The sequence below is a fragment of the Paraburkholderia sp. BL27I4N3 genome (genome assembly GCF_003386115.1).
In the GTDB taxonomy this organism is placed as follows: Bacteria; Pseudomonadota; Gammaproteobacteria; order Burkholderiales; family Burkholderiaceae; genus Paraburkholderia.
In genome coordinates this window covers 596,890-622,351 of record NZ_QREJ01000001.1, presented here as the reverse complement: position 1 = coordinate 622,351, position 25,462 = coordinate 596,890, and the positions used below count along the sequence as shown (strand labels likewise).

Below are 25,462 nucleotides of genomic sequence, written 5' to 3'. Positions count from 1 at the left end.
GTTGTGTGCTCCCGACAAGCGGCCGCCGTTGCTTTTATTGGGATTTGAGCCCGCAATTCTACCGCAGCGTCGTCATTCCCTTTAATAATCAATTACGATCTTTTCATAACCTGTGGGCATTAGAGGCATGCTCAGTGCAAGACCCTCGCGCCCGCATAGTCGCTGCGACTATGATCGGGCGGACCAGAACAGGATAAGCGGCGGTTATGCAGACATCATCCCAAAGCAGCAATGTGCGGCCCGGCGTGGGCAAGCGCAGCGGCAACGGCAACGCCGGCGAACCGCAGCGCGCCTCGGTGACGACCGCCGACGGCGTCGACTTGCCGCTGTACCGCTGGCCGGCCGCCGCGCCACTGCGCGCCACGGTCGCGCTGCTGCACGGCCTCGCCGAGCACGCCGGCCGCTACGCAGCGCTCGCTGTGCGGCTGAACGCGGCCGGCATCGAACTGGTGGCGATCGATCTGCGCGGCCACGGCCACGCGCCCGGCAAGCGCGCCTACGTGAAGCGCTTCGACGACTATCTGCTCGACGCGCAAGCTCTGCTCGACGCCGCCGCGCCAAGCTGCGCCCCGCTCTTCCTGATGGGCCACAGCATGGGCGGCGCCGTGGCCGCGCTGTATGCGATCGAACGCCTCGACGCGAGCGGCCGGCGCCTGAATGGCCTGATCCTGTCGAGCCCGGCGCTCGCACCCGGCCGCGACGTGCCGCGCTGGATGCTCAAGCTGAGCCAGGTGATCAGCCGTCTCTATCCGAGTTTCCCGGCGATGAAAATCGACGCGGCTTTGCTCTCACGCCTTCAGCCCGTGGTGAACGCCAATCGCAACGATCCGCTCGTGCATCACGGCGCGATTCCCGCGCGCACCGGCGCGGAACTTCTGCTGGCGATGGCGCGCATCGAACGCGGCCGCGCGGGCTTACGGGTACCGCTGCTGCTCTATCACGGCACCGCCGACAAGCTCACCGAACCCGAAGGCAGCCGCGAATTCGGCCAGCATGCAGGCTCGCCGGACAAAACGCTCACGCTGCACGAAGGCAGCTATCACGAGACGATGAACGACCTCGACCGCGATCGGGTGATCGGCGATTTGATCGAGTGGATTGAAAAACGGCTGGTGATCCGATAGAGCCTGAGTCACGCGTGGCTAGTTAGCGTCACGACTTCCAGTCGGGCGGCCGTTTGTCGATGAAAGCCTGCACGCCTTCGAGCGCCGACTCGTCCATCATGTTGCAGGCCATGGTCTGGCCGGCGAGTTGGTAAGCCGCCTCGACACCCATCTCCAACTGACGATAGAAGAGGCCTTTGCCGGCGCTCACGGCCTCGACCGGTTTCGCGCAAATGCTGGTGGCGAGCCGCGCGATTTCCGCGTCAAGTGCATCCGCTGGAACCACGCGGTTGACGAGACCTTGCTGCTTTGCCGCAGCGGCATCGATGAAATCGCCGGTGAGCAGCATTTCAAGCGCTGCCTTGCGCGACAGGTTGCGCGACAACGGCACGGAAGGCGTCGCGCAAAAAAGCCCGAGGTTCACACCCGAAACGGCAAACCGCGCCGTGTCGGCGGCGACCGCCAGATCGCACATCGCGACGAGTTGACAACCGGCTGCGGTAGCAATGCCCTGCACCCGCGCGATCACCGGTTGCGGCAAGCGCTGGATCGTCATCATGAGCTTCGTGCAGCGGGCGAACAGCGCCTGGTAGTAAGCCAGCGACGGCGCCGCGCGCATTTCCTTCAGATCATGCCCCGCGCAGAACGCCCGGCCCGCGCCGGCGATCACGACCACCCGAGCGTCCGACCGCGCGATTTCGCTCAATGCCGTCTGAAGCTCGTCGAGCAAAGCGTCTGAGAGCGCGTTGAAGGCATCGGGCCGGTTCATCGTCACACGCACGACGCCCGGCACGCCGTACGCGCCGTGTTCGATCTCGATCAGTGAAGCGTTGTCCGCATCGGCATTCATGGCTCGGTCCTAATGCGTTTTGAGTGGATGGTGCCGCGGCTTGGCGCCTCAAATCCCCGCCAGCGAGCGCACGTGCGCGACCACGCTGCGCCCGAGCGCGGACAGGTTGTAGCCGCCTTCGAGACAGCTGACGATCCGTCCGTGCGCATAGCGCTTGGCGATCTCGCGCATCTGATCGGTGATCCAGGCGTAATCGTCCTCGACGAGACCCATGTTGCCGAGGTCGTCCTCGCGATGCGCGTCGAAGCCCGCCGAGATGAACAGCATCTCCGGCTTGAACTCATGCAGGCGCGGCAACCACAGCAGGTCCACCGCTTCGCGCACCGCCATGCCTTTCGAGCGCGCCGGCATCGGCACGTTGCACATGTTGGGCGCCTGATTGTCGGCACCGGTGAACGGATAGAACGGATGCTGGAAGATGCTGCACATCAGCACGCGCGAGTCGCCCGAGAAAGCCGCTTCTGTGCCGTTGCCGTGATGCACATCGAAGTCGATGATGGCGACCCGCGCGAGGCCATGCACTTCCAGCGCATGACGCGCGGCGATCGCGACGTTGTTGAAGAAACAGAAGCCCATGGCGCGCGCCGGCTCCGCATGGTGGCCGGGTGGCCGAACGCTGCAAAAAGCGTTGTCGTAACGGCCTTCGATCACCGCATCGGTCGCGGCGACCGCGGCGCCCGCCGCACGCAACGCGGCTTGCAAACTATGCGGGTTCATCGTCGTATCGGGATCGATTTCGGCGGTTCCTTCAACGGGCGAACGGCTGCGGATATAGTCGACGTGAGCTTGCGTATGCACGCGCAGCAGCGCGGCATCGTCGGCGAGCGGCGGCGACTCGCGTTCGATCAGCGAGTCGATACGGCTCGCGATCAACTGATCTTCGATTGCCTGCAGACGCGCGGGGCATTCGGGATGCCATTGCCCCATGTCGTGCAGCAGACAGTCGGCGTGGGAATAGAAGCCTGTTGCCATGATTCTCTTTCTGCGGCGTCACGCCTTCGAGGCGCGCGCGGCATGTCTCCATCCAGGGGCGCGCGCCCTCGGCGCGCCAACATTCATCAAGTTACCACACGATGCGGCTGTGACGCGTCAGGCACAGTTTTGCCGGAGGCGTCGGGTATACTGCCCCGATCGGTTTTCCCCGTCTTTCCCTTGTCTCCAGCGCCACGCGCCTTTAGCTCACTATGACCGTCAAGCTTGCTCTGTCTGCACGAAACCGGCTACGTATCAGAACCATGGCCGCCGCACTGTCCGTCGCATCGTGCATGTTCATGGCAACCAGTCCGGCGAGCGCGCAAAGCGCCGGCAAAAAACCGCCGGTGCTGCTTGCGCAAGGCCAGCCGCAACCCGCCGTGCCGCAAGGGCAAACGTTTGAGGAAGAGATCATCCCGCAGCGCTACGCGAACAATGCCGACGTCAATGCGTTCATCAACGACATGGTCGCGCGCTACGACTTCGACGAAGCCACGCTGCACTCGCTGTTTGCCCGCGTCAGTTATTCGGCCACCGCGGTCAAGCTCGTGACGCCGTCGCCCTCGCCGTCGGTCAAGAACTGGCGCGTGTATCAGTCGCGCTTCCTCGACCAGGTCCGCATCAATGCCGGCGTGCGCTTCTGGCGCGCGAACCAGGCCACGCTGCAACGCGCCTATGAAGAGTTCGGCGTGCCGCCGGAAGTGATCGTCGGCATCATCGGTGTCGAGACGATCTATGGGCGCTTCATGGGCAACTTCCGCGTGCTCGATGCGCTGACCACGCTCAGCTTCGACTATCCGAGCACGGCCAATCGCGCGGATCGCCAGGCGACCTTCCGCAAGAACCTCGAAGACTACCTGGTGTGGACGCGCGACTCGCAGATCGATCCCACCACGGTGCTCGGCTCCTATACCGGCGCGATCGGCATTCCGCAGTTCCTGCCGAGCAGCATCGTGCAATACGCGGTGAGCTACGACGGCAACAAGCAGATCGATCTGCGCACGAGCCAGGCGGACGCGATCGGCAGCGTGGCGAATTATCTGCGTCAGAACGGCTGGGAAAACGGCCGGCCGGTCGTGTGGAAGATCGGCTCGGACGCCGGCAGCCTGGGCGTCGCGCAAGCAGCCGCGGACGGTCAACCGGAACCGCACTGGCCGCTCGATCAATTACTGCGCGCCGGCTTGCTGCTGAACGAACCGGGTGTGGATGTGGCGTCGGAAGCCGGCACACCGGTGACGGTGGTGGACCTGCCCTCACCGGGACGCGGAACCGAGTTCATGCTGGGCTTGAAGAACTTCTATGTATTGACGCGCTATAACCGCAGCTTCTTTTATGCGCTCGCGGTGTATCAGTTGGGTCAGCGGGTGAAGGCTCAGATGGAAGCCGGCGACGCAACGAACGCGGGCAATAACGCGGCGCCGCCGGCTGCGGCTTCGCAATAATTTCCATGCGGTCGCCGGGTGCGCCTGGCGAGTCGACGAGATGAAAAAAAGCGCCGGTCTCGAACCGGCGCTTTCGTTGGCGAGCGAGACTTTGAGCGACGCGCTTACGCGGGAAACACACCCGTCGACAGGTAGCGATCACCGCGATCGCAAACGATGAACACGATCGTCGCGTTCTCGACCTGCCGCGCGACGCGCAGCGCGACTTCGCACGCACCGCCCGACGAGATGCCGGCAAAAATCCCTTCCACCGACGCCATGCGGCGCGCCATCGCTTCCGCAGCGGCCTGGCTCACGTTCTCGACGCGGTCCACGCGGCTGCGATCGAAGATTTTCGGCAGATAAGCTTCGGGCCATTTGCGGATGCCCGGAATACGCGAACCTTCTTCGGGTTGCGCGCCAATGATCTCGATGGCCTGATTCTGTTCTTTCAGATAAGTGGACACGCCCATGATCGTGCCGGTCGTGCCCATCGACGACACGAAGTGGGTAATGCGCCCTTCCGTATCGCGCCAGATTTCCGGACCCGTGCCTTCGACGTGCGAAGCCGGATTGTCCGGGTTGGCGAACTGGTCGAGGATGATGCCCTTGCCTTCGCGCTGCATCTGCTCGGCCAGATCGCGCGCGTACTCCATGCCGCCCGTGACCGGCGTGAGCACGATCTGCGCACCATACGCGGCCATGCTCTGACGTCGTTCCACCGACAGATCTTCCGGCATGATCAAGACCATCTTGTAGCCACGGACCGCGGCCGCCATGGCGAGCGCGATGCCCGTATTGCCACTGGTCGATTCGATCAGCGTGTCGCCCGGTTTGATGCGCCCACGCGCTTCCGCTTTTTTGATCATCGACAACGCCGGGCGATCTTTCACCGAGCCCGCCGGGTTGTTACCCTCGAGCTTCGCAAGAATCACGTTATTGCGGCTGCGGATCTCGTCGTCGGGAAGCCGGACGAGTTGTACGAGCGGCGTATTGCCGATCGTGTCTTCAATCGTTTTGTAAGCCATATCGGTCTGGAGCTGTCGATGCGCGGAGTCTTCAATCGTTCGATTCTAAACCACCGTGCCCGCCGCTGCCGTGCGGCCCTTCTGCCCGCATGGATGCAGGCGCCCGTCTGCGAGCGCCCGCAACGCAAAAAGCCCGCGGCTGAGTACCGCGGGAGCCAGTCATCTGCATGACAGCTGAAGGAGCTTTATTGCCAACTCCGACCATGAAGGGGAAACGAAGGAGCAGGCTCCGCGCGCGGGTCACGAAACCCACGCGCGGAGTCCGCGTCAGGCTATTTCTTCACTGCCACCGTGGCGTTGCTCTTCGGCGTGGCGGCCGGAACGGCCGCGCCTTTGGTCTGTGCAGCCGCCGCAGCCTGCGGGTTAGCAGCCGCGCCAGCCGGACCGACAGCGAGACCCTCCGCCTGCAGGCGCTCGACGGTATGCCCGCCCATGCCTTTGACGCGCTTGCCGAGGTCGGCCGGATCCTTGAACGGACCATGCGCTGCACGCTCGTCGAGAATGGCCTTCGCTTTGGCAGGACCGATGCCCTTGATGCCGCGCAACGCATCCTCATTAGCCGTGTTGACGTCGACCGCCGCATAAGCGTGGCCAAAAGCGGCGAGCATGGCCGCGGTAACCAGAATTTTTCGAAACATATGGAATCTCCCTCGTACAACCGGTTGGCGACCATCACCAACCGGGAGATTCCAGTTTAAAGAGGGATCCGAATTATTTACACCTGGCCGAATAGCCAACGCACGTAACGGTCGACACCTTCCTGCACGCTCAGGAACGGCGCGTCGTAGCCGGCCGCGCGCAGTTTCGACTGATCCGCCTGCGTGAAGCACTGGTACTTGCCGCGCAACGCGTCGGGGAACGGAATGTATTCGATCAGCCCACGCTGCACCTGATCCGCGAGCGACAGCGCCGGTTGGTTGTTCAGCGAGCGCAGCGTGTTGACCACCGTGCTGGCGATGTCGTTGAACGGTTGCGCGCGGCCGCTGCCCAGGTTGAAGATGCCCGACTTGTCCGGATTGTCGAAGAAGAACAGGTTGACCTTCACCACGTCTTCCACTGAGACAAAGTCGCGCGTCTGTTCGCCCGCGGCATAGCCGTTGTATTCGCCGAACAGCTTGACTTTGCCCTCGGCGCGGAACTGGTTGAAGTTGTGAAACGCCACCGACGCCATGCGCGCCTTATGCGTTTCGCGCGGCCCGTAGACATTGAAGTAACGGAAGCCGGCAATCTGGCTCTTCGCCGTGGGCAGCACGCGGCGGATCACCTGATCGAACAGGAACTTCGAATAGCCATACACGTTCAGCGGCTGTTCGACTTCGCGCTCCTCGACGAAACGGCTCGAGCCGCCGTACGTTGCCGCCGAGGACGCATACAGGAACTGGATGTTCTGCGCGAGGCAGACATCGAGCACGTCGCGGCTGTAGCGGAAGTTGTTGTCCATCATGTAGCGGCCGTCGGTTTCCATCGTATCCGAACAGGCGCCTTCGTGGAAAATCGCGCGCACCTTGCCGAAGTCGCCACGCTTGAAGCGTCCGACGAATTCGGTCTTGTCGAGGTAGTCGTCGATCTCGCAGTCCACGAGGTTCTTGAACTTGTCCGCCCGCGTGAGATTGTCCACGGCGATGATGCGTTGTTCACCGCGCTCGTTGAGCGCCTTCACGAGATTGCTGCCGATAAAACCGGCCGCGCCGGTGACGATGAGGGTCATGATTGATGATCCTGCGGTAGTGAGCTTGGCATTGGATCGGAGTCAGCGCGTGGCGCTCGCTCCGATCGACAGGTTCAGTCGACGCCGACCGGATCCCATTTGCACGCCGTTCACAGAAGCACAGCGAGGGACCCGGCGGGCCGCATCAGTGAAAAAGTTCGTCGTAGTCGACGGTGGCGGTGCCGAGTTTGCCGACCACGATGCCGGCCGCGCGATTCGCGAGCCCGACCGCCTCGACCAGCGTGAGACCCGCGCCGAGCATGGCGGCGAGCGTGGCGATCACGGTGTCGCCCGCGCCCGAGACATCATACACTTCGCGCGCAACCGCCGAAGCGTGCAGGATGCCGTCGTCCGAGAAGAGCGTCATGCCCTCTTCCGAACGCGTGAGCAGCAGCGCCTTGAACTGCAGATCGGCGCGCAGCTTCGTCACGCGCGCGATCAGATCTTCTTCCGATTTCCACTGGCCGACCACTTCCCGCAACTCGGCGCGGTTCGGCGTGATCAGCGTGGCGCCGCGATAGCGTTCCCAGTCGTCGCCCTTCGGATCGACCAGCACCGGCTTGCCCACCGCGTGCGCCTTGGCGATCATCTGCGTGACGTGGGTCAGGCCGCCTTTCGCGTAGTCGGACATCAGAATCACGTCGTGCGACGGCAGCAGTTCATCGAATCGCGCGAGACCCGCGAGCAGCACTTCGTGCGCCGGCGAGTTCTCGAAGTCGACGCGCAGCAACTGTTGCTGGCGCGACAGCACACGCAGCTTGATCGTGGTGAGCAGTGCCGGATCGCGTTCGAGGTGCGGCTTCACGCCGCTTTCGTCGAGCAGTTGCACGATGCGCTCGCCGGGTTCGTCATGGCCGACCACGCACAGCAAGCCGGCCTGCGCGCCGAGCGCGACCGCATTGCGCGCGACGTTCGCCGCGCCGCCGAGACGGTCTTCCTGACGCTGCACGTGCACGACCGGCACGGGCGCTTCCGGCGAAATGCGGTTCACATCTCCAAACCAGTAGCGATCGAGCATGACGTCGCCCACCACCAGCACGCGCGCGGCGGCGAGCTGTTCGCGCGGCACTACCGTGAGCTGCGGTGCGGGCGTGCTCGGCACGGCGCCCGGCGCGGTCTCAGGCAACGGCCGGAAGTTCAGAGGGTTGGGCATAAGGGCGTCCAATCGAGTGGTAGTCGATGCCGAGTTCGGTCATCGCGTCCGGTTCATACAGGTTGCGGCCGTCGAAAATCAGCGGCGACTTCAGCACCGATTTCAGATGAACGAAATCCGGGCTCTTGAATTCTTTCCATTCGGTCACGATCACGAGGGCGTCGGCGCCGGTGAGCGTTTCGTCCTGCGTAGCCGTGAAAGTGAGACGCGCGAACTGATCCGGTGCGTCGTGCAAGTCCATGGCGAACACGCGGCGCGCTTCGGTCACCGCGACCGGATCGTACGCGCGCACCTGGGCGCCGCGCGCCAGCAGTTCCGCGATCAGACGACGGCTCGGCGCCTCGCGCATGTCATCGGTATTCGGCTTGAATGCGAGGCCCCATACGGCAAACGTTCGGCCGCTCAGATCGTCGCCGAGCTTGCCGGTGATCTTGTGTACCAGCACGTCTTTCTGCTTGTGATTCACTTCCTCGACCGCTTCGAGGATGCGCAGATTGTGGCCGCTCTCGCTGGCCGTGCGGATCAGCGCCTGCACGTCTTTCGGGAAACACGAGCCGCCGTAGCCGCAGCCGGCGTACAGGAAGTGATAGCCGATCCGCGGATCCGAGCCGATGCCGCGGCGCACCGCTTCGATATCCGCACCGACGCGGTCCGCCAGATTCGACATTTCGTTCATGAACGAGATGCGCGTGGCCAGCATGGCGTTGGCGGCATATTTTGTAAATTCGGCCGAGCGCACGTCCATGTACAAAGTGCGTTCGTGATTGCGGTTGAACGGCGCGTACAGACGCTTCATCAATTCACGCGCGCGCATGCCGGGTTCGTCTTCGTCGATGCCGATCACGATGCGGTCCGGGCGCATGAAGTCGTCGACCGCCGCGCCTTCCTTCAGGAACTCGGGGTTGGACACCACCGAGAAACGATGCTGCGCGCTGGCGGCGAGCCCGCGTTTAGCCAGCTCCTCTTCGACCACCGTACGCACGCGCTGCGCGGTGCCGACCGGCACCGTCGATTTGTCGACGATCACCTTGAAGCCGTTCATCGTGCGGCCGATATTGCGGGCTGCTTCGAGCACATATTGCAGATCGGCCGAGCCGTCTTCGTCCGGCGGCGTGCCGACCGCGATGAACTGCACGTCGCCGTGCGCGACGCTGGCTTCGACATCCGTGGAAAACGTGATGCGGCGTGCCGCGCGCGTGCGGGCGATCATCTCCTGCAAACCGGGCTCGTGGATCGGCACGCCGCCGCTGTTGAGGATTTCGATCTTGCGCGGATCGACGTCGAGACAGAAAACGTCGTGACCGATCTCGGCGAGACACGCGCCAGTGACAAGACCCACATAGCCCGTGCCGATAATGGTGATTTTCATACGCTTTCCGGTAGAGGGTTCCGGTGAGGATTCCCGGCGATGAAGCCGGTCAGAAACACATTGCGAAATCCGCCCGCGCAGGGGCGGTTGCCATACGTCGGGCGGCGGCGCGACCGTGCGCCGGAAACCGGCGTCACCGTCGTTGCCGCGCGAGCATCAGTTCGATGCGGTGATCGGCTCGACGCGGCGCGGCGCATAGGTTTCCCAACCGCTGCAACCCGGGCACTGCCAGTAGAAAAGCCGCGCCCTGAAACCGCAATTCTGGCACGTATACCGTGGCAGATTTTTGGTGCGCTGACGGATCAACGTGCGCATCAGTTCGAGTTCGCTGCGCCGCGGTTCTTCCGCGACGGCTTGCTGCGCCTCGAGCAGCCGCGTCATGCCCGCCAGATTCGGCGACTTCTGCATTTGCGAGCGCGCCAGCGCGTGGGCGGCGTCAGGTCCGCGCAGCGATGCGACGTGCTGATAGGCGACATCGAGCAGATCGTTGGTCGGATAGCGGTCCACCCACGTGGTGAGCAGATCGGCGCCATCTTGCGGGCGGCCGAGCGCCTCGTAGGCCTTCATCAGCTTTTCCGCGACCAGCGGCAGATAGGCCGGATTCTGCTCTTCCACCCGACGCCATTGGGCGATCGCCGCTTCCTGCGCGCCGCCGGCCGCGTCGACGTCGCCGAACAGGATCGTGGCACGTACGTTGGTGGGGTTCGCCTTCAGCGCGAAGCCGAGCTGCCGGCGGGCTTCGTCCGGCTTCTTCTGTTGTAGCGCTTCCTGGGCGAGTTCGCAGTGGAATTGCGCGATTTCCTTATCGAGCGACTCGGCGCCCATCGTTTCCAGATGACGGGCGGTGTCGATCGACTTGACCCAGTCCTTCTCGATTTCGTAGATGGTGAGGAGCGCGCGCTGTGCGCCCAACGCGTAGTCGCCGGTTTCGAGCGAGCGGAACGTTTCTTCCGCGCGATCGAGTAGGCCCGCCTTCAGGAAGTCTTGCCCCAACTCGTAAAGCGCATGATCGCGCTCGCTGACCGGCAGGTCGGCGCGGCTCAACAGGTTCTGGTGCACGCGAATCGCGCGATCCGTTTCGCCGCGGCGCCGGAACAGATTACCCAACGCGAAGTGCAACTCGACTGTTTCCGGATCGAGCTTGACCACTTCGATGAACGCGTCGATCGCCTGGTCCGGCTGCTCGTTGAGCAGGAAATTCAGGCCGCGAAAATACGAGCGCGGCAGGTTGGCGCTTTCGGACAGCAGCGTCTTGAGGTCGTAGCGCGCGGCCATCCAGCCGAACGCGAACGCGACGGGTATGACGAGCAGCCACCAGAAGTCTAGATCCATGCGATTAATGCAAATGTGCGGGAAAGCGAAGACGGAAAGCCGCGTTCAAAACGCGCGGCGCAAGGCATTCAGATCAGCGGCGGCATAGGCGGTTGTTCGACCACGACCGGGGTTTCGCGCGCCACCCGCAACTCGCGCTTGAGCCGGCCATTTTCCATGCGCAAGCGCAGCATGGCCGGCATCGACGACACCAGCCCGGCCAGCAGCCCCACCACGAAGAACGCGAGGCCGATCAGGATCAACGGCGCCGACCATGCGTAGCCGGCGAGGAAATTCAGCGTAGCAGGTTGTGTATTGGCGAGCGCCAGCACCAGCAGCAGCACGAACACCAGCACACGGATCAGCCAGACGATAAATTTCATGAATAGGTCTCTTGACGGCAGTTGCGGGGTGACGCCGGCTTGATGACGCGTCGCGCCACGGTGTTGCCCGCGCCGAAGTGACCCGTATTGTAATTGAAGCCCTCGCGGCTGGGCAGGAAGTGGGGGATTGAGGGGTTATGGGAGGTTGTCTTGTTTGGGCGGTAGGTGAGCGGGTGCGGCGGTGGGTTAGCGCTCAGCGGCTGTGTTCGCGGGCCGTGCCGGCTTGCGTGCTTGCAGGCAGCGCGGTGCTTGCATGCGGATCATCGTGGCGGCGTGCGGTGGGCCTTGCTTGCCTGCGAGGGCGTCTGTCCGCCCGTTCGCGCGCCGTACGTGTTTGCCACGCCGGCTTGCGCGCTCGCGGTACGTGTGCCGCCGCGCAAGCCTTGCTGCAGTTGCGCGTTACGCATGAACACGAGCTGCGGGCGTGCTCGCGCGCCACGCTTGTCGGCCACGCGCCGGCCCCGGGCGACACGCCGCCGAGCAAAACGCCAACATACAGGCGAAAAAAAACGCCCGAAGGCGCTTTTTCTGGTCTTTTGCCGACTGGCTTTGGCCGCTGACGCTACCAATGCCACGCTGCAAACGGCACAGCGAAGCATTTACAGGTCGTCATCCGGCTCTTCGGCCTTCAACGGCTCACCCGCGCGACGATCTACCCGTTCACGCAACTCCTTGCCCGGCTTGAAGTGCGGTACGTACTTCTCAGGTACCAGCACCTTCTCGCCCGACTTCGGATTACGCCCGACGCGGGAGGGACGGCGGTTAAGGCCGAAGCTGCCGAAGCCGCGAATTTCGATGCGGTGACCGTTGGCAAGTGCCTCCGACATCGCATCGAGCATCGTCTTCACCGCGAAATCCGCATCTTTAAGGACAAGTTGCGGAAATCGCGCAGCCAGTTGGGCGACCAATTCCGATTTGGTCATACTGCAGCAGACCTCTCAGACTTACTGGTTCTGGCCGTCGAGCTTGGCCTTCAGCAGCGCGCCGAGGTTCGTCGTGCCGGTGGCAGCCGAGCTCGAGTCCGACGAAGCCAGGCCACGAATCGCTTCCTGCTGCTCAGCCGAATCCTTGGCCTTGATCGACAGGTTGATGCCACGCGACTTGCGATCGATGTTGATGATCATCGCGTTGACCTTGTCGCCTTCCTTCAGCACGTTGCGAGCATCTTCCACGCGGTCTTGTGCGATTTCCGAAGCACGCAGGTAGCCTTCGACTTCCGTCGACAGCTGAACCACAGCACCCTTCGCGTCCACCGTCTTGACCACGCCGTCGACGATCGAACCCTTGTCGTTCATTGCAACGAAGTTGCTGAACGGGTCGCCTTCGAGCTGCTTGATGCCCAGCGAAATGCGTTCCTTCTCGACGTCGATGCCGAGAACGATCGCTTCCACTTCGTCGCCCTTCTTGTACTTGCGAACTGCTTCTTCGCCCGTTTCCGACCACGACAGGTCCGACAGGTGAACCAGACCGTCGATGCCGCCCGGCAGACCGATGAAGACGCCGAAGTCCGTAATGGACTTGATCGCGCCTTGCAGCTTGTCGCCCTTCTTGAAGTTGCGGCTGAAGTCGTCCCACGGGTTCGGCTTGCACTGCTTCATGCCGAGGCTGATACGGCGGCGGTCTTCGTCGATTTCCAGAACCATGACTTCGACTTCGTCGCCCAGTTGCACAACCTTCGACGGTGCAACGTTCTTGTTCGTCCAGTCCATTTCCGACACGTGAACCAGGCCTTCGATGCCCGATTCGACTTCGACGAATGCGCCGTAGTCGGTGATGTTGGTGACCTTACCGAACAGGCGCGTGCCCGACGGGTAACGGCGCGAGATGCCTTCCCACGGATCGTCGCCCAGTTGCTTGATACCCAGCGAAACGCGGTTCTTCTCTTGGTCGAACTTGAGGATCTTCGCGGTGACTTCCTGGCCAACCGACAGCACTTCGCTCGGGTGACGCACACGACGCCATGCGATGTCGGTGATGTGCAGCAGGCCGTCGATACCGCCGAGGTCCACGAACGCGCCGTAATCCGTGATGTTCTTCACCACGCCTTCCACGATCGCGCCTTCCTTCAGCGTTTCGAGCAGCTTTGCGCGCTCTTCGCCTTGGGTCGCTTCGATCACAGCACGGCGCGACAGCACGACGTTGTTACGCTTGCGGTCGAGCTTGATGACGCGGAATTCCAGCGTCTTGCCTTCGTACGGGGTCGTGTCCTTGACCGGACGCGTGTCGACCAGCGAACCCGGCAGGAACGCGCGGATGCCGTTGACCATGACGGTCATGCCGCCCTTGACCTTGCCCGTGATCGTGCCGGTCACGAGTTCGTTGTTGTCGAGAGCCTTTTCCAGCGACAGCCACGAAGCCAGACGCTTAGCCTTGTCGCGCGACAGGATCGTGTCGCCATAGCCGTTTTCCAGCGCGTCGATCGCGACGGAAACGAAGTCGCCCGCCTGCACTTCTACCTCGCCCGCGTCGTTCAGGAACTCTTCGAGCGGGATGTAGGCTTCGGACTTGAGACCAGCGTTGACGACCACGAAGTTGTGGTCAACACGCACGACTTCGGCGGAGATCACTTCGCCGGCGCGCATGTCTTGCTTGGTCAGCGACTCTTCGAACAGAGCCGCAAAAGATTCGGTATTCGGGGTAGAGGTTTGCAGGTCGGACATAAAAATCAAAATTTGCATGGTTCTCGCGGTGCCCGGCTGGCCGGACGGTCAGCAATTTCGGCTAGAGTGCGAATGCCACGCGGGGTTATAGGGTTAAACACAACGCTTCACGACGATCGCAAAGCACCTACTGACAACGGACTTCTACTGCGCCCACGCCTGAAGCACAACGCGTACTTTCATCAGGCATGTGGGACTAAAGCTTCATACCACTGCACCACTTGCTCGACCGCCTGGTCGACCGACAATGCCGAGGTATCAAGCAGCTTTGCATCCGCCGCGGGCTTGAGTGGCGCGGCTGCGCGCTGACTGTCACGCTCATCGCGCTCACGCAAATCCCGGAGCAAGTCATCTATATTAGCAGAAAATCCTTTTTGGATCAATTGCTTATGCCGGCGCGCCGCGCGGGCCTCCACGCTGGCTGTCATGAACACCTTCAGCACGGCGTCCTGGAAGATCACCGTGCCCATGTCGCGGCCGTCGGCGACCAGCCCCGGTTCCTTACGGAAAGCCCGCTGCCGCGCCACCAGTGCGGTGCGCACCGGTGCGTGCACGGCGATCGCCGAAGCGCGGGCGCCGACTTCCTCGGCGCGAATCTCAGCGGAAACGTCGACGCCGTCGAGCTGCGCCAGTCCCTCGCGAAAGGTGATGTGCAGGTCGTCGATCAGTTTTACAAGGGCGTCGGCGTCGTCGGCCGCGATGTCGTAGCGCAGGCTCGCGAGCGCGGCGAGACGGTACAGCGCGCCGCTGTCCAGCAAGTGGAAGCCGAGGCTCGCGGCCACCAGCGCGGCCACGGTGCCTTTGCCGGAGGCACTCGGGCCGTCGATCGTAATGACGGGCGTCTGGTGAAAGGGACGGGTCGGTTTCATCGAAAAAGTCGCACGTCAGTCGATTCGAAATCGAATCAGGGTTGGGCGAGCGCGGTAAAGCGCTCGAAATAATCGGGAAACGTCTTGCCGACGCACTTTGGGTCGTTGATCCGCACCGGCACGCCGCCGAGGCTCACCAGAGAGAAGCACATGGCCATGCGATGATCGTCGTACGTGTCGATCGCGGCGTTCGGAGTCAACTTTTCAGGTGGTTCGATAACGAGGTAATCCTCGCCTTCCTGCACCTTGGCGCCGACCTTGCGCAGCTCCGTCGCCATCGCGGCGAGCCGGTCGGTTTCCTTCACGCGCCAGCTGGCGATATTGCGCAGCGTGGTCGCGCCGTCCGCGAACAGCGCCGCGACGGCGATCGTCATCGCGGCGTCGGGAATCAGGTTGCAGTCCATGTCGATCGGTTCGAGCTTGCCGCTGTCGTGGCCGACGCCGCGCACTTCGATCCAGTCGTCGCCCATCTGCAGGTTCGCGCCCATCTTGATGAGCGCATCGGCAAAACCGACGTCGCCCTGGATGCTGGCCCGGCCGACGCCCTCCACTTTCAGCGGGCCGCCGCCGAGCGCGCCGGCCGCGAGGAAATACGAAGCGGACGACGCATCGCCCTCCACCATGATCGTGCCCGGCGACTGATACCGCTGCCCCGCGGGCACCACGAACCGATGCCATTCGTGACGCTCGACCTTGATGCCGAAGCGCTCCATCAGCTTGATCGTGATCTCGATATACGGCTTCGAAATCAGTTCGCCATCCACCTGCACGGTGTTCACGCCGCTTTCGGTGCGCAGAAGCGGCAGCGTCATGAGCAGCGAGGTCAGGAACTGGCTCGACACGTCGCCGCGCACGGTGATGGGCGCGTCGGCGTTGATCCGCCCCGGGCGAATCCGCAGCGGCGGATAGCCATCGTTCTCTTCGTAGTCGATCTTCGCGCCAAGCTGGCGCAGTCCGTCGACCAGATCGCCGATCGGCCGCTCGTGCATGCGCGGAACGCCGTGAATGCGATAGTCGCCCCCGTTGACCGCCAGCGCTGCCGTCAACGGACGCACCGCCGTGCCGGCATTGCCGAGAAACAGATCGGCCGTGCGCGCCGTGAACGCGCCGCGCGTGCCGGTCACGACGCAGGTGTCGCCCTCGCGCTTCAGACGCACGCCGAGCTTTTCGAGCGCGTCGAGCATCACGCGGGTGTCGTCGGAGTCGAGCAGATTCGTGATCGTCGTCTCGCCTTCGGCGAGCGCGGCGAGCAGCAGCACCCGGTTCGAAATGCTCTTCGAGCCAGGCAGACGAATCGTGCCAGACGCGCGGGAAAACGGTCCGAGATCGAGGAATTCCATGATTGAGTCCAGTTCCGGTTATTTCGACGCGTCGCTGTTCGCGACGCCGGCCGCGCGTTGTTCCTGCCATTCGGTGCGCGCCACGCGCGAGCGCGCGAACACGGCTTCGAGGGCGGCGCCGTCGGCGGCTTCGATGGCCGCGCGCAGACGCGCGAGCACGGCCGTGTAGGCGTCGAGTTCGTCGAGCAACGCGACGCGGTTGGCGACGCACACGTCACGCCACATTTCCGGGCTCGACGCGGCAATGCGCGTGAAGTCGCGGAAACCGCCCGCGGCAAACGAGAATTTCAACGCGGCGTCGGACGAATTGAGAATCTGCTCGACCAGCGCGAACGAGAGCACGTGCGGCAAATGGCTGACCGACGCGAACACGCGGTCGTGCTGCTCGGGCGCCATGTTGCGCACGAGCGCGCCGGTGGCGCGCCACATCGCCGCGACGCGCTCCACGTCTGCCGGCGCATTCTCAGGCAGCGGGCACAACACCACATTGCGGCCGACATACAGATCAGGCAAGGCTGCTTCCACGCCGCTGGCTTCGCGGCCGGCGATCGGATGCCCCGGCACGAACTGGCCGATGCGTGCGCCAAGCGCCGCCCGGGCTGCGGCGACCACGTCCGACTTGGTGCTGCCGGCGTCGGTGACGATCGTCGCGGCATCGAGGAACGGCGCGATGCGTTCGAGCAGCGGCTGCGTCTGCGCAACGGGCGCGGCCAGCAGCACGAAGTCGGCGCCACGAAGCGCTTCACTGAGCGCGGCGTCGTCGTTTAGCGCGGCCGTGCCGTCGATCACACCCAGTTCCAGAGCACGCTCAGTCGACGCGGACGAACGCCCCACACCAATCACCTTGCGCGCGCCGTCGGCCTCGCCACGTTCGCGCAACGCACGCGCGAGCGATCCGCCGATCAGGCCGACACCGAAAATTACCAGCTTGTTAAATGAAAACGCGGCCACGTCGGTCACAAATAAAGCGCGCCTTTCATGCCGACGAGGCGCGCGGGTCCAGGGTTACCGCTTACGCGGCGGCGAGCGTCTTTTCGAGCGCCGCGATGAATGCTTCGTTTTCTTCCGGCAGGCCGATCGTGATACGCAGCCACTGCGGCAAACCGTAGTTGCCGACTGGACGCACGATCACGCCTTGTTTCAGCAATTCGAGGTTGACGCGGTTGCCGGCCGCGTCGTCGTTGCCGACGCGCACCAGCACGAAGTTGCCGTGCGACGGCACATACTCCAGGTTGAGCTTGTCGAACGCTTCGGTCAGACGGCGATAGCCCTGCGCGTTCAGCGCGGCGCTCTTTTCCAGAAACGCCTTATCGTTCAGCGCGGCGATCGCCGCGGCTTGCGCGAGCGTGTTCACGTTGAACGGCTGACGCACGCGATTCAGCAAATCGGTCAACTCAGGTTGCGCGATCGCGAAACCCACGCGCAAACCCGCGAGGCCGAAAGCCTTCGAAAACGTGCGCGACACCAGCAGATTCGGATAGCGGCGCACCCACGCAATCGCGTCGTAGCGCTGTTCTTCCGGCAGATATTCCGTGTACGCCTCGTCCAGCACGACGACCACGTGACGCGGCACCTTGTCGAGAAACGCCTCGAGCTTCGGGCCTTCGATGAACGTGCCGGTCGGGTTGTTCGGATTGGCGACGAAAATCAGGCGCGTGTCGTCGGTGACAGCGGCGAGCATGGCGTCGAGATCGTGACCGTATTTGACGGCCGGCACGACGATCGCGCGCGCGCCTAAGCCTTGCGTGGCCAACGCGTAAACCGCGAACGAGTACTGCGCGTAGACGATCGACTGACCCTTTTCCACGAACGCGTGCGCGGCGATTTCCAGGATGTCGTTGCTGCCGTTACCAAGCGTGACCCAATCGGCGGGCACGCCGTAACGCTCGCTCAGCGCAGCCTTCAATTCGAACGCATTTGCGTCCGGGTAACGGCCCAGTTCGCTTGCGGCCCGCGCCATGGCGCGTTGCGCCGACTCCGGCATGCCGAGCGGATTTTCGTTCGATGCGAGTTTCACGATGGTCGCTTCGTCCAGACCGAACTCGCGGGCCACTTCCGAAATCGGTTTGCCTGCAGTGTAAGGCGCAATCGCGCGCACGTAGGAAGGACCGAAAGGCGCTGTCATGAAAATCTCCGAACGACTATGAGTAATTGAAGGCGCGACGGCCGCTGCGTGATGCCGCGGGCCGCCGCGCGAATATCATTAGCGGGCGCGTGGATACGAGCCCAGAATCTTCAGGAACGCGGCCTTCTCGCCAAGTTCGGCGAGCGCGGCGGCAACCGCCGGATCGTCGCGATGGCCTTCGACGTCGATGTAGAAGTAGTACTCCCACGTGCCGACGCGCGCCGGGCGCGATTCGAAGCGCGTCATGGACACGCTGTGACGCGCCAGCGGTTCCAGCAGTTTGACCATCGCGCCCGGTTCGTTGACGACCGACACGATCAGCGAAGTCTGGTCGTAACCGCTCGGACCGGCCGGCTGCTTGCCGATCATCACGAAGCGGGTGCGGTTGTGCGGATCGTCCTGAATCAGCGCATACGCGACTTGCAGGCCGTAATGGGTCGCCGCGCGATCGCCGGCGATCGCCGCCACGCTCGGATCTTCCGCTGCCATGCGCGCCGCTTCCGCGTTGCTCGACACCGCCTGGCGTTCGAGATGCGGCGCGTTGGTCGACAGCCAGCGCTGGCACTGGGCGAGCGCCTGCGCATGCGCGCACACGCGCGTCACGCCCGTGAGTCCGCCGTTCAGCGTCAACAGATTGTGGTGAATCGGCAAAGCCAGTTCGCCGCCGATCGTGAGTTGCGTTTGCAGCAGCAGATCGAGCGTGCGCGACACGGCGCCTTCGGTCGAATTCTCGACCGGCACGACGCCGAATTCCGCGGCGCCGGCTTCGACCGAACGGAACACTTCGTCGATCGACGGACATGGCAGGCCTTCGATCGACTGACCGAAGTACTCATGCATCGCCTGTTCGCTATAAGTGCCGACCGGGCCGAGATACGCGGCCTTGATGGTCTTCTCGAGCGCGCGGCTCGCGGCCATGATCTCGCGCCAGATCGCGCTGATATGCTCGCTCGCGAGCGGCCCCTCGCTCATGTCCTGCAGGCGCGCAATCACCTGTTGCTCGCGCTCGGGGCGGAACACCGGCGCGTTGAAATGCTTCTTGACCTCGCCCACTTCGAGCGCCACGGCGGCGCGCTGATTGAGAAGCGCGATCAGCTGCGCGTCGAGCGCGTCGATGCGTTCGCGAAGCGGTTTGAGTCGGGTATTGAGTTCGTCGTCCATGCGTGAAAACGGCCCTGCCGGTAGCTGCTGCAAAAATGCGTGCTGGAAAGGATGCGCGCGCCTGCTAGCCCGTGTGGCTCAGGCGCTGCGCTGTTCGAATTCCTTCATGTATTCGACAAGCGCTTTGACGCCCTCGAGCGGGACGGCGTTATAAATCGACGCCCGCATGCCGCCGACGGACTTGTGGCCCTTCAGCTGCACCATTCCCCGCGCTTTCGCGCCGGCCAGGAAATCCTCGTTGCGCGACTCGTCCGCGAGGAAGAACGGTACGTTCATCCGCGAGCGCGAGCCACGTTCGACCTTGTTCAGATAGAAGCTGCTCGAGTCGATCGCGTCGTACAGCAGTTTCGACTTCTCGACATTACGCGCTTCGATCGCGGCCAGGCCGCCCTGCTTCTTCAACCACTTGAACACCAGCCCGGCGATGTAGATCGCATAAGTGGGCGGCGTGTTGTACATCGAATTGTTCTCGGCGACGGTCTTCCATTCGAACGCCGACGGGCAGATCGATTGCGCGCGATCCAGCATGTCCTCGCGCACGATCACCACGGTCACGCCGGCCATGCCGATGTTCTTCTGCGCGCCGCCGAACAGCACGCCGTATTTGGCGATGTCCATGGGACGCGACAGGATGTGTGACGAGGCGTCGGCCACGAGCGGAATATCGCCGAGATCGGGAATCTCGAAAGTTTCGACGCCGTGGATCGTCTCGTTCGTGCACAGATGCACGTAAGCCGGGTCGTCCGACAGTTGCCATTCGGAGCGGGCGGGTGCGCGCGTGAAACCGTCCGCCGTATGACCGCTCGCCGCCAGATGCACGGTACCGTACTTCTGCGCTTCCTTGAACGACTTCTGCGACCAGGAACCCGTTACGACGAAATCCGCGCGCGGCTTCGCGCCCATCAGATTCATCGGTACGATTGCGTTCTCGCCGAGACCACCGCCTTGCAGGAACAGAATGCGATGGCTTGCCGGCACGTCGAGCAAGTCGCGCAAATCGACGAGCGCTTCCTCGTGGATCGACATGAACTCTTTCCCGCGATGGCTCATTTCCATCACGCTCATGCCGCTGCCTTGCCAATCGAGCATTTCGTCGGCGGCTTGACGCAGCACTTCTTCGGGCATGGCCGCAGGGCCGGCGGAGAAATTAAAGACGCGCATCGTGAGATCCTGGAAGCAGGCGCAAAAAAAGAAGAGCGCGCAAAGATCGGCGAAGTTGGCAGCCGAGGAAACAACCGCCACGACGCTGACCACGCAATTTTGCCGGCGCGATTTTCTGACGCGGATTTCAGACCATTTCGCGCCGAAAAAGAAAATGGCCGTCTGCGCGTGTGCGCAAACGGCCATTATCGCATTGTCAACGCAATGCCGCCAAACCCGGCGCGCCATACAGCCTACGAGGCGAACCTGCCGGGCGGCGGCTGGCGCGATGTCAGCGCGGCCTTTCGACCTTTTGTCTGTTGACCAGACTTACTTGGCCGGCTTGACCGAAGCGACTTCCTTGTCGGCCTGGTCACGCGTTGCCTTGATCGATTGCGGCATGTACTTTTGCATCAAGCCGTTCACGACGTCGCGGCCAACCTGGTCTTGCACCTGGATGAACTTGCGGCCGGTCGGGCTCTTGTAGAACGCCGTCAGATCCTTGATTTCCGACGTGCTGTAGTACTTCGCGTAAGCGTCGTACTGAGCTTGCATGGCGTCCTGACGGAAATTGTCCGTGGCGAACACCTGGCCTGCGCCGTCAACCAGCTTCGGCACTGCATTCTTTTGCAGCGTCGGGACGGAAGCCTGCTTCTGCTTGTCCGTCATCGTCTTGTTTTCGCTCAATGCGTCCGACAGGATAGCCGGAACCAGCTGCTTGGCTTGCATCTGGGCGCTGTTGCCGATCGCACCGACGAGCTTCTGCGCGTCGATTGCGTCCAACAGGTCCTTGATTGCAGCCTGCTTGGCCGGATCAACCGGTGCTGCGGCAGTAGCCGGAGCCGCCGGAGCCGAGCTCTGAAGCGCTTGAGCCATGGCAAAGGTCGGCACGAGGGCAGCCAGCAACATCAGTTGTTTGAATCGTTTTTGCATCATTACTCCCTAATAGAAATGAACTTGAGCAGCAAGCCGCGCGGGACACGTATCAGCCCGACACGCCATTATTCCCGGCGCAGCTTTCAACTAATCACTGAGACTGTAAGGCGCTGATGCGAATCAGGCCGCACCGCCCTCTTCGCCACCGTTGTCACTTTCTGCGGGACCTTCGGCGTCGCCTTCCGCATCACTTTCTGCCTCGGCCTCAGCAACCTGTTGCAGACCTGAAAGCTTGGTCCCTTCGTCAAGGCTGATGAGTGTAACACCTTGGGTTGCGCGTCCCATCTCTCGAATTTCCGAGACCCGCGTACGGATCAGTACGCCGGTATTGGTGATCAGCATGATCTGCGCTTCCTGATCCACCAGCGTCGCGGCCACGACCTTGCCGTTACGCTCCGACGTCTGGATCGCGATCATGCCCTTCGTGCCGCGACCATGACGGGTGTATTCGGTGATCGGCGTGCGCTTGCCGAAACCGTTTTCCGTTGCGGTGAGCACCGACTGCTGCTCGTCGCCGGCCACCAGCAGCGCGATCACGTTTTGACCTTCCTCGAGCTGCATGCCCCGCACGCCGCGCGCTTCGCGGCCCATCGGGCGCACGTCGTTTTCGTCGAAGCGAACCGCCTTGCCGGAATCCGAGAACAGCATCACGTCGTGCTGGCCGTCGGTAATGGCGGCGCCGATCAGGTAGTCGCCGTCATCCAGACCGACCGCAATAATACCCTTGCGCAACACGCGGCCAAAGGCTTCAAGCGGCGTCTTTTTTACGGTTCCTAACGCGGTGCCCATAAAGACGAACTTGTCAGCAGAGAATTCCTTCACCGGCAGAACAACCGTAATCTTTTCGCCTTCCTGAAGCGGGAAGATATTGATGATCGGACGGCCGCGCGAGTTCCGCGAACCTTGCGGCACTTCATAAACCTTCACGCTGTAGACGCGGCCGCGATTCGAGAAGCACAGAATGTGATCGTGCGTGTTCGCGATGAACAGCGTGTCGATCCAGTCGTCTTCCTTCATGGCCGTGGCCTGCTTGCCGCGGCCACCACGCTTCTGCGCGCTGTATTCGGACAGCGGCTGCGATTTCACGTAGCCGGCGTGCGACATAGTCACGACCATTTCCTGCGGGGTGATCAGGTCTTCGGTGTTCAATTCGGTGGCGTTCAGCTCGATCTTCGAGCGGCGCGCGTCGCCGAATTCCGCTTTGATCGACGTGAGTTCGTCGACGATGATCGCCGTAATACGCTCCGGGCGAGCCAGAATGTCCAGCAGGTCGGCGATTTGCGCCATCACTTCGCGGTACTCGCCGATGATCTTGTCCTGCTCCAGGCCAGTGAGGCGCTGCAGACGCATCTGCAGAATTTCCTGAGCCTGGGTGTCGGACAGACGGTAGAGGCCGTCGGACTGCATACCGAACGACGGATTCAATCCGTCAGGACGATAGGCTTCGCGACCGCCCGCCGTCGCGTTTTCCGTCTCAGCGCGCGACAACATTTCGCGCACCAGCGACGAATCCCACGGACGCGCCATCAATTCCTGCTTGGCGATCGGCGGAGTCGGCGCGGCTTTGATGATCGCGATGAACTCGTCGATGTTGGCGAGCGCAACCGCCAGACCTTCGAGCACGTGGCCGCGTTCACGCGCCTTGCGCAGTTCGTATACAGTGCGCCGCGTCAGCACTTCCCGGCGATGCGACAGGAAGCACGACAGCATTTCCTTCAGGTTCAGCAGCTTCGGCTGGCCGTCGACCAGCGCGACCATGTTCATGCCGAAGGTGTCCTGAAGCTGGGTCGCCTTGTACAGATTGTTCAGAACGACTTCCGGCACTTCGCCGCGCTTGAGCTCGATCACGACGCGCATGCCGCTCTTGTCGGACTCGTCGCGGATGTCGGAGATGCCTTCGAGCTTCTTCTCGTTGACCAGTTCGGCGATGCGCTCCAGAAGTGAGCGCTTGTTCACCTGGTACGGCAGTTCGTCGACGATGATCGACATGCGCTGACCGCGGTCGATTTCCTCGAAGTGCGTGAGCGCGCGCATCACCACGCGGCCGCGGCCGGTGCGATAGCCGTCGCGCACGCCGGCCACGCCGTAGATGATGCCGGCGGTCGGGAAATCCGGTGCCGGAATGATCTCGATCAGTTCGTCGATCGTGGCTTCCGGGTTCTTGAGCAGATGCTGGCACGCGTCGACAACCTCGTTGAGGTTGTGCGGCGGGATGTTGGTCGCCATGCCGACGGCAATGCCCGACGAGCCATTGATCAGAAGATTGGGAATGCGCGCCGGCAGGATGGCCGGTTCGTTTTCGCTGCCGTCGTAGTTCGGCGTGAAATCGACCGTTTCCTTGTCAATGTCGGCCAGCAGTTCGTGGCCGATCTTCGCCATGCGGATTTCGGTGTACCGCATCGCCGCGGCGTTGTCGCCGTCGACCGAGCCGAAGTTGCCCTGACCGTCCACCAGCATGTAGCGCAGCGAGAAGTCTTGCGCCATCCGGACGATGGTGTCGTAAACAGCCGTATCGCCGTGCGGGTGATATTTACCGATGACGTCGCCGACAATACGCGCCGACTTCTTGTACGCCCGGTTCCAGTCGTTGTTCAGTTCGTGCATCGCGTACAGCACGCGCCGGTGCACCGGCTTCAGGCCATCGCGAACATCGGGAAGCGCACGCCCCACGATCACGCTCATCGCGTAATCGAGATACGAACGGCGCATTTCCTCCTCTAGGGAGATTGGCAGAGTCTCTTTGGCGAATTGATCCATTATCCGTATCTTTTACGTGCCAAGACGACGGCTTAACTTCAATTCGCCGCGCCTTCGCGTAAGCATTGCAGGCGCAACGCATCACGCGATTCTAACATGCCGCGAATCCGCCCCCGACGAACGTACGTATACCTATTAGTAGGGTGCACACGAGGCGCTCGTCGGCGCTCCTTTTTTGAGACTGGTCAGGCTCGATTCGTGCGTGGGGCAATTCGCCGCTCAGCCATGACTGGCGGAGCCTCCAGAGGATTACTTCTGTTGCGCATGCACCACAATTGGAGGGTGATTCGATCGGGGGCAGATTTTTTTATCGTTGGACGGGAACGATATGGCAAAATGCCAACGCACAAAGAGTTAGACACTGCTCGAAGTCTACACAGCACGTTTTTTGTTCTACACCGATGTTATACTTCGAGCAATGTATGACTTGTCTTCGTCAACAGGCTCGCAGTAAACCTGCGGTAATCTCAATTTCGAGAGGAGAAATATGAATAAACTTTCAAAGCTCGCGTTCATTGCAGCTACCGCGGTTATGGCTGCATCCGCCATGGCACAGTCGGTGCCGGCGTCGCGACAAGCTACGAACGACAACTGGGTGAATGGTACCGGCGAATACGTGTGGATGAACGGCACGAATGAGCTGTGCTGGCGCGATGCGTTCTGGACGCCGGCAACGGCCAACGCAAAGTGCGATGGCGCTCTGGTTGCTCAAGCTCCGACTCCGCCGGCTCCGGTCGCACCTGCACCGGCTATTACGAGCCAGAAGATTACGTATCAAGCTGACGCACTGTTCGACTTCGACAAGGCCATCCTGAAGCCGGCCGGCAAGGAAAAGCTGGACGATCTGGCATCGAAGATCGGCGCGCTGAACCTCGAAGTCGTCGTCGCAACGGGTTACACGGACCGTATCGGTTCGGACAAGTACAACGACCGTCTGTCGCTGCGTCGTGCTCAAGCTGTGAAGGCATACCTGGTCAGCAAGGGCATCGAATCCAACCGTATCTATACGGAAGGCAAGGGCAAGCGCAACCCGGTCACGACCGGTTGCAACCAGAAGAACCGCAAGCAACTTATCGCCTGCCTCGCACCGGATCGTCGCGTGGAAGTCGAAGTTGTCGGTACTTCGAAGCAGTAAGCTACAAAATACCGCAGTATCAAAGCCCCGCTTCGGCGGGG

At 62.5% G+C, this 25,462-nt stretch carries 24 protein-coding genes; 4 read left to right on the top strand and 20 right to left on the bottom strand.

From position 1 onward, the window contains the following. Nucleotides 1-206: 206 nt before the first annotated feature. Complete coding sequence (locus tag B0G71_RS02830; protein ID WP_116139613.1) at nt 207-1,124, top strand: alpha/beta hydrolase; 918 nt, start codon at nt 207-209, stop codon at nt 1,122-1,124. A gap of 28 nt (nt 1,125-1,152) precedes the next feature. Here B0G71_RS02830 and B0G71_RS02825 read toward each other — a convergent pair whose 3' ends face one another. Both B0G71_RS02825 and B0G71_RS02820 read right to left on the bottom strand, forming a co-directional pair. Further along, nucleotides 1,153-1,953, bottom strand: coding sequence for an enoyl-CoA hydratase (locus B0G71_RS02825; RefSeq protein WP_116139611.1), 801 nt, complete (start codon nt 1,951-1,953; stop codon nt 1,153-1,155). Between the two features lie 48 nt (nt 1,954-2,001). Next, the gene (locus tag B0G71_RS02820; protein WP_106283255.1) at nt 2,002-2,925 is read right to left on the bottom strand and encodes a histone deacetylase family protein; all 924 of its coding nucleotides are present in this window, start codon (nt 2,923-2,925) and stop codon (nt 2,002-2,004) included. A gap of 263 nt (nt 2,926-3,188) precedes the next feature. On the opposite strand from B0G71_RS02820, the gene mltB reads away from it, so the two are divergent. Then, nucleotides 3,189-4,367: a lytic murein transglycosylase B gene (mltB, locus tag B0G71_RS02815; protein ID WP_404935317.1), complete on the top strand. Its 1,179-nt coding sequence runs from the start codon at nt 3,189-3,191 to the stop codon at nt 4,365-4,367. Between the two features lie 104 nt (nt 4,368-4,471). On the opposite strand, the gene cysM is transcribed toward mltB, so the two are convergent. The 16 genes from cysM to serC form a co-directional block, all read right to left on the bottom strand. After that, on the bottom strand, nt 4,472-5,374 hold the full coding sequence (gene cysM, locus B0G71_RS02810) for a cysteine synthase CysM (protein WP_106283257.1): 903 nt from the start codon (nt 5,372-5,374) through the stop codon (nt 4,472-4,474). 272 nt (nt 5,375-5,646) lie between these two features. Further along, complete coding sequence (locus B0G71_RS02805) at nt 5,647-6,012, bottom strand: helix-hairpin-helix domain-containing protein (RefSeq protein WP_116139607.1); 366 nt, start codon at nt 6,010-6,012, stop codon at nt 5,647-5,649. 77 nt (nt 6,013-6,089) lie between these two features. Further along, nucleotides 6,090-7,082: an ADP-glyceromanno-heptose 6-epimerase gene (gene rfaD / locus B0G71_RS02800; protein WP_116139606.1), complete on the bottom strand. Its 993-nt coding sequence runs from the start codon at nt 7,080-7,082 to the stop codon at nt 6,090-6,092. A 145-nt stretch (nt 7,083-7,227) separates the two neighbouring features. After that, nucleotides 7,228-8,235, bottom strand: a complete 1,008-nt coding sequence (rfaE1, locus tag B0G71_RS02795; protein WP_116139604.1) for a D-glycero-beta-D-manno-heptose-7-phosphate kinase — start codon at nt 8,233-8,235, stop codon at nt 7,228-7,230. Further along, nucleotides 8,201-9,604, bottom strand: coding sequence for a UDP-glucose/GDP-mannose dehydrogenase family protein (locus tag B0G71_RS02790; protein WP_116139602.1), 1,404 nt, complete (start codon nt 9,602-9,604; stop codon nt 8,201-8,203). The genes rfaE1 and B0G71_RS02790 overlap by 35 nt, the downstream gene beginning before the upstream one ends. 156 nt (nt 9,605-9,760) lie before the next feature. Continuing rightward, nucleotides 9,761-10,936 carry a lipopolysaccharide assembly protein LapB gene (gene lapB / locus B0G71_RS02785; RefSeq protein ID WP_106283262.1) on the bottom strand — a complete coding sequence of 392 codons (1,176 nt, stop codon included), beginning with the start codon at nt 10,934-10,936 and terminating at the stop codon, nt 9,761-9,763. Nucleotides 10,937-11,004: 68 nt separating this feature from the next. Then, the gene (locus B0G71_RS02780) at nt 11,005-11,298 is read right to left on the bottom strand and encodes a lipopolysaccharide assembly LapA domain-containing protein (protein ID WP_012433972.1); all 294 of its coding nucleotides are present in this window, start codon (nt 11,296-11,298) and stop codon (nt 11,005-11,007) included. 260 nt (nt 11,299-11,558) lie between these two features. Continuing rightward, nucleotides 11,559-11,750: a hypothetical protein gene (locus B0G71_RS02775; RefSeq protein ID WP_116139600.1), complete on the bottom strand. Its 192-nt coding sequence runs from the start codon at nt 11,748-11,750 to the stop codon at nt 11,559-11,561. Between the two features lie 147 nt (nt 11,751-11,897). After that, a complete protein-coding gene (locus B0G71_RS02770) occupies nt 11,898-12,221 on the bottom strand; it encodes an integration host factor subunit beta (protein WP_012433973.1) in 324 nt (107 codons plus the stop codon). A gap of 21 nt (nt 12,222-12,242) precedes the next feature. Next, on the bottom strand, nt 12,243-13,976 hold the full coding sequence (gene rpsA, locus B0G71_RS02765) for a 30S ribosomal protein S1 (RefSeq protein WP_106283263.1): 1,734 nt from the start codon (nt 13,974-13,976) through the stop codon (nt 12,243-12,245). 164 nt (nt 13,977-14,140) lie between these two features. Next, nucleotides 14,141-14,827 (bottom strand): (d)CMP kinase, encoded by a 687-nt coding sequence (gene cmk / locus B0G71_RS02760; protein WP_116118029.1) that lies wholly within the window; start codon nt 14,825-14,827, stop codon nt 14,141-14,143. A gap of 35 nt (nt 14,828-14,862) precedes the next feature. Beyond that, nucleotides 14,863-16,167: a 3-phosphoshikimate 1-carboxyvinyltransferase gene (aroA, locus tag B0G71_RS02755; RefSeq protein WP_116139598.1), complete on the bottom strand. Its 1,305-nt coding sequence runs from the start codon at nt 16,165-16,167 to the stop codon at nt 14,863-14,865. 18 nt (nt 16,168-16,185) lie between these two features. Next, complete coding sequence (locus B0G71_RS02750; protein WP_116139596.1) at nt 16,186-17,127, bottom strand: prephenate dehydrogenase/arogenate dehydrogenase family protein; 942 nt, start codon at nt 17,125-17,127, stop codon at nt 16,186-16,188. A 52-nt stretch (nt 17,128-17,179) separates the two neighbouring features. After that, nucleotides 17,180-18,292 (bottom strand): histidinol-phosphate transaminase, encoded by a 1,113-nt coding sequence (gene hisC, locus B0G71_RS02745; RefSeq protein ID WP_116139594.1) that lies wholly within the window; start codon nt 18,290-18,292, stop codon nt 17,180-17,182. A 78-nt stretch (nt 18,293-18,370) separates the two neighbouring features. Beyond that, a complete protein-coding gene (gene pheA / locus B0G71_RS02740; protein ID WP_106283266.1) occupies nt 18,371-19,453 on the bottom strand; it encodes a prephenate dehydratase in 1,083 nt (360 codons plus the stop codon). Between the two features lie 78 nt (nt 19,454-19,531). After that, on the bottom strand, nt 19,532-20,578 hold the full coding sequence (gene serC, locus B0G71_RS02735; RefSeq protein ID WP_258875474.1) for a 3-phosphoserine/phosphohydroxythreonine transaminase: 1,047 nt from the start codon (nt 20,576-20,578) through the stop codon (nt 19,532-19,534). Here serC and B0G71_RS40870 point away from each other — a divergent pair. Continuing rightward, a complete protein-coding gene (locus tag B0G71_RS40870) occupies nt 20,468-20,917 on the top strand; it encodes a hypothetical protein (RefSeq protein WP_258875802.1) in 450 nt (149 codons plus the stop codon). The genes serC and B0G71_RS40870 overlap by 111 nt on opposite strands. Nucleotides 20,918-20,923: 6 nt before the next feature. On the opposite strand, the gene B0G71_RS02730 is transcribed toward B0G71_RS40870, so the two are convergent. Together B0G71_RS02730 and gyrA are read right to left on the bottom strand one after the other, a co-directional pair. Continuing rightward, on the bottom strand, nt 20,924-21,526 hold the full coding sequence (locus B0G71_RS02730) for a DUF2059 domain-containing protein (protein WP_106283267.1): 603 nt from the start codon (nt 21,524-21,526) through the stop codon (nt 20,924-20,926). Nucleotides 21,527-21,649: 123 nt separating this feature from the next. Then, entirely contained in the window at nt 21,650-24,286 is a 2,637-nt protein-coding gene (gyrA, locus tag B0G71_RS02725; RefSeq protein ID WP_116139592.1) for a DNA gyrase subunit A, read from the bottom strand. A 487-nt stretch (nt 24,287-24,773) separates the two neighbouring features. On the opposite strand from gyrA, the gene ompA reads away from it, so the two are divergent. After that, on the top strand, nt 24,774-25,421 hold the full coding sequence (gene ompA, locus B0G71_RS02720; RefSeq protein WP_012433983.1) for an outer membrane protein OmpA: 648 nt from the start codon (nt 24,774-24,776) through the stop codon (nt 25,419-25,421). Nucleotides 25,422-25,462: the final 41 nt, after the last annotated feature.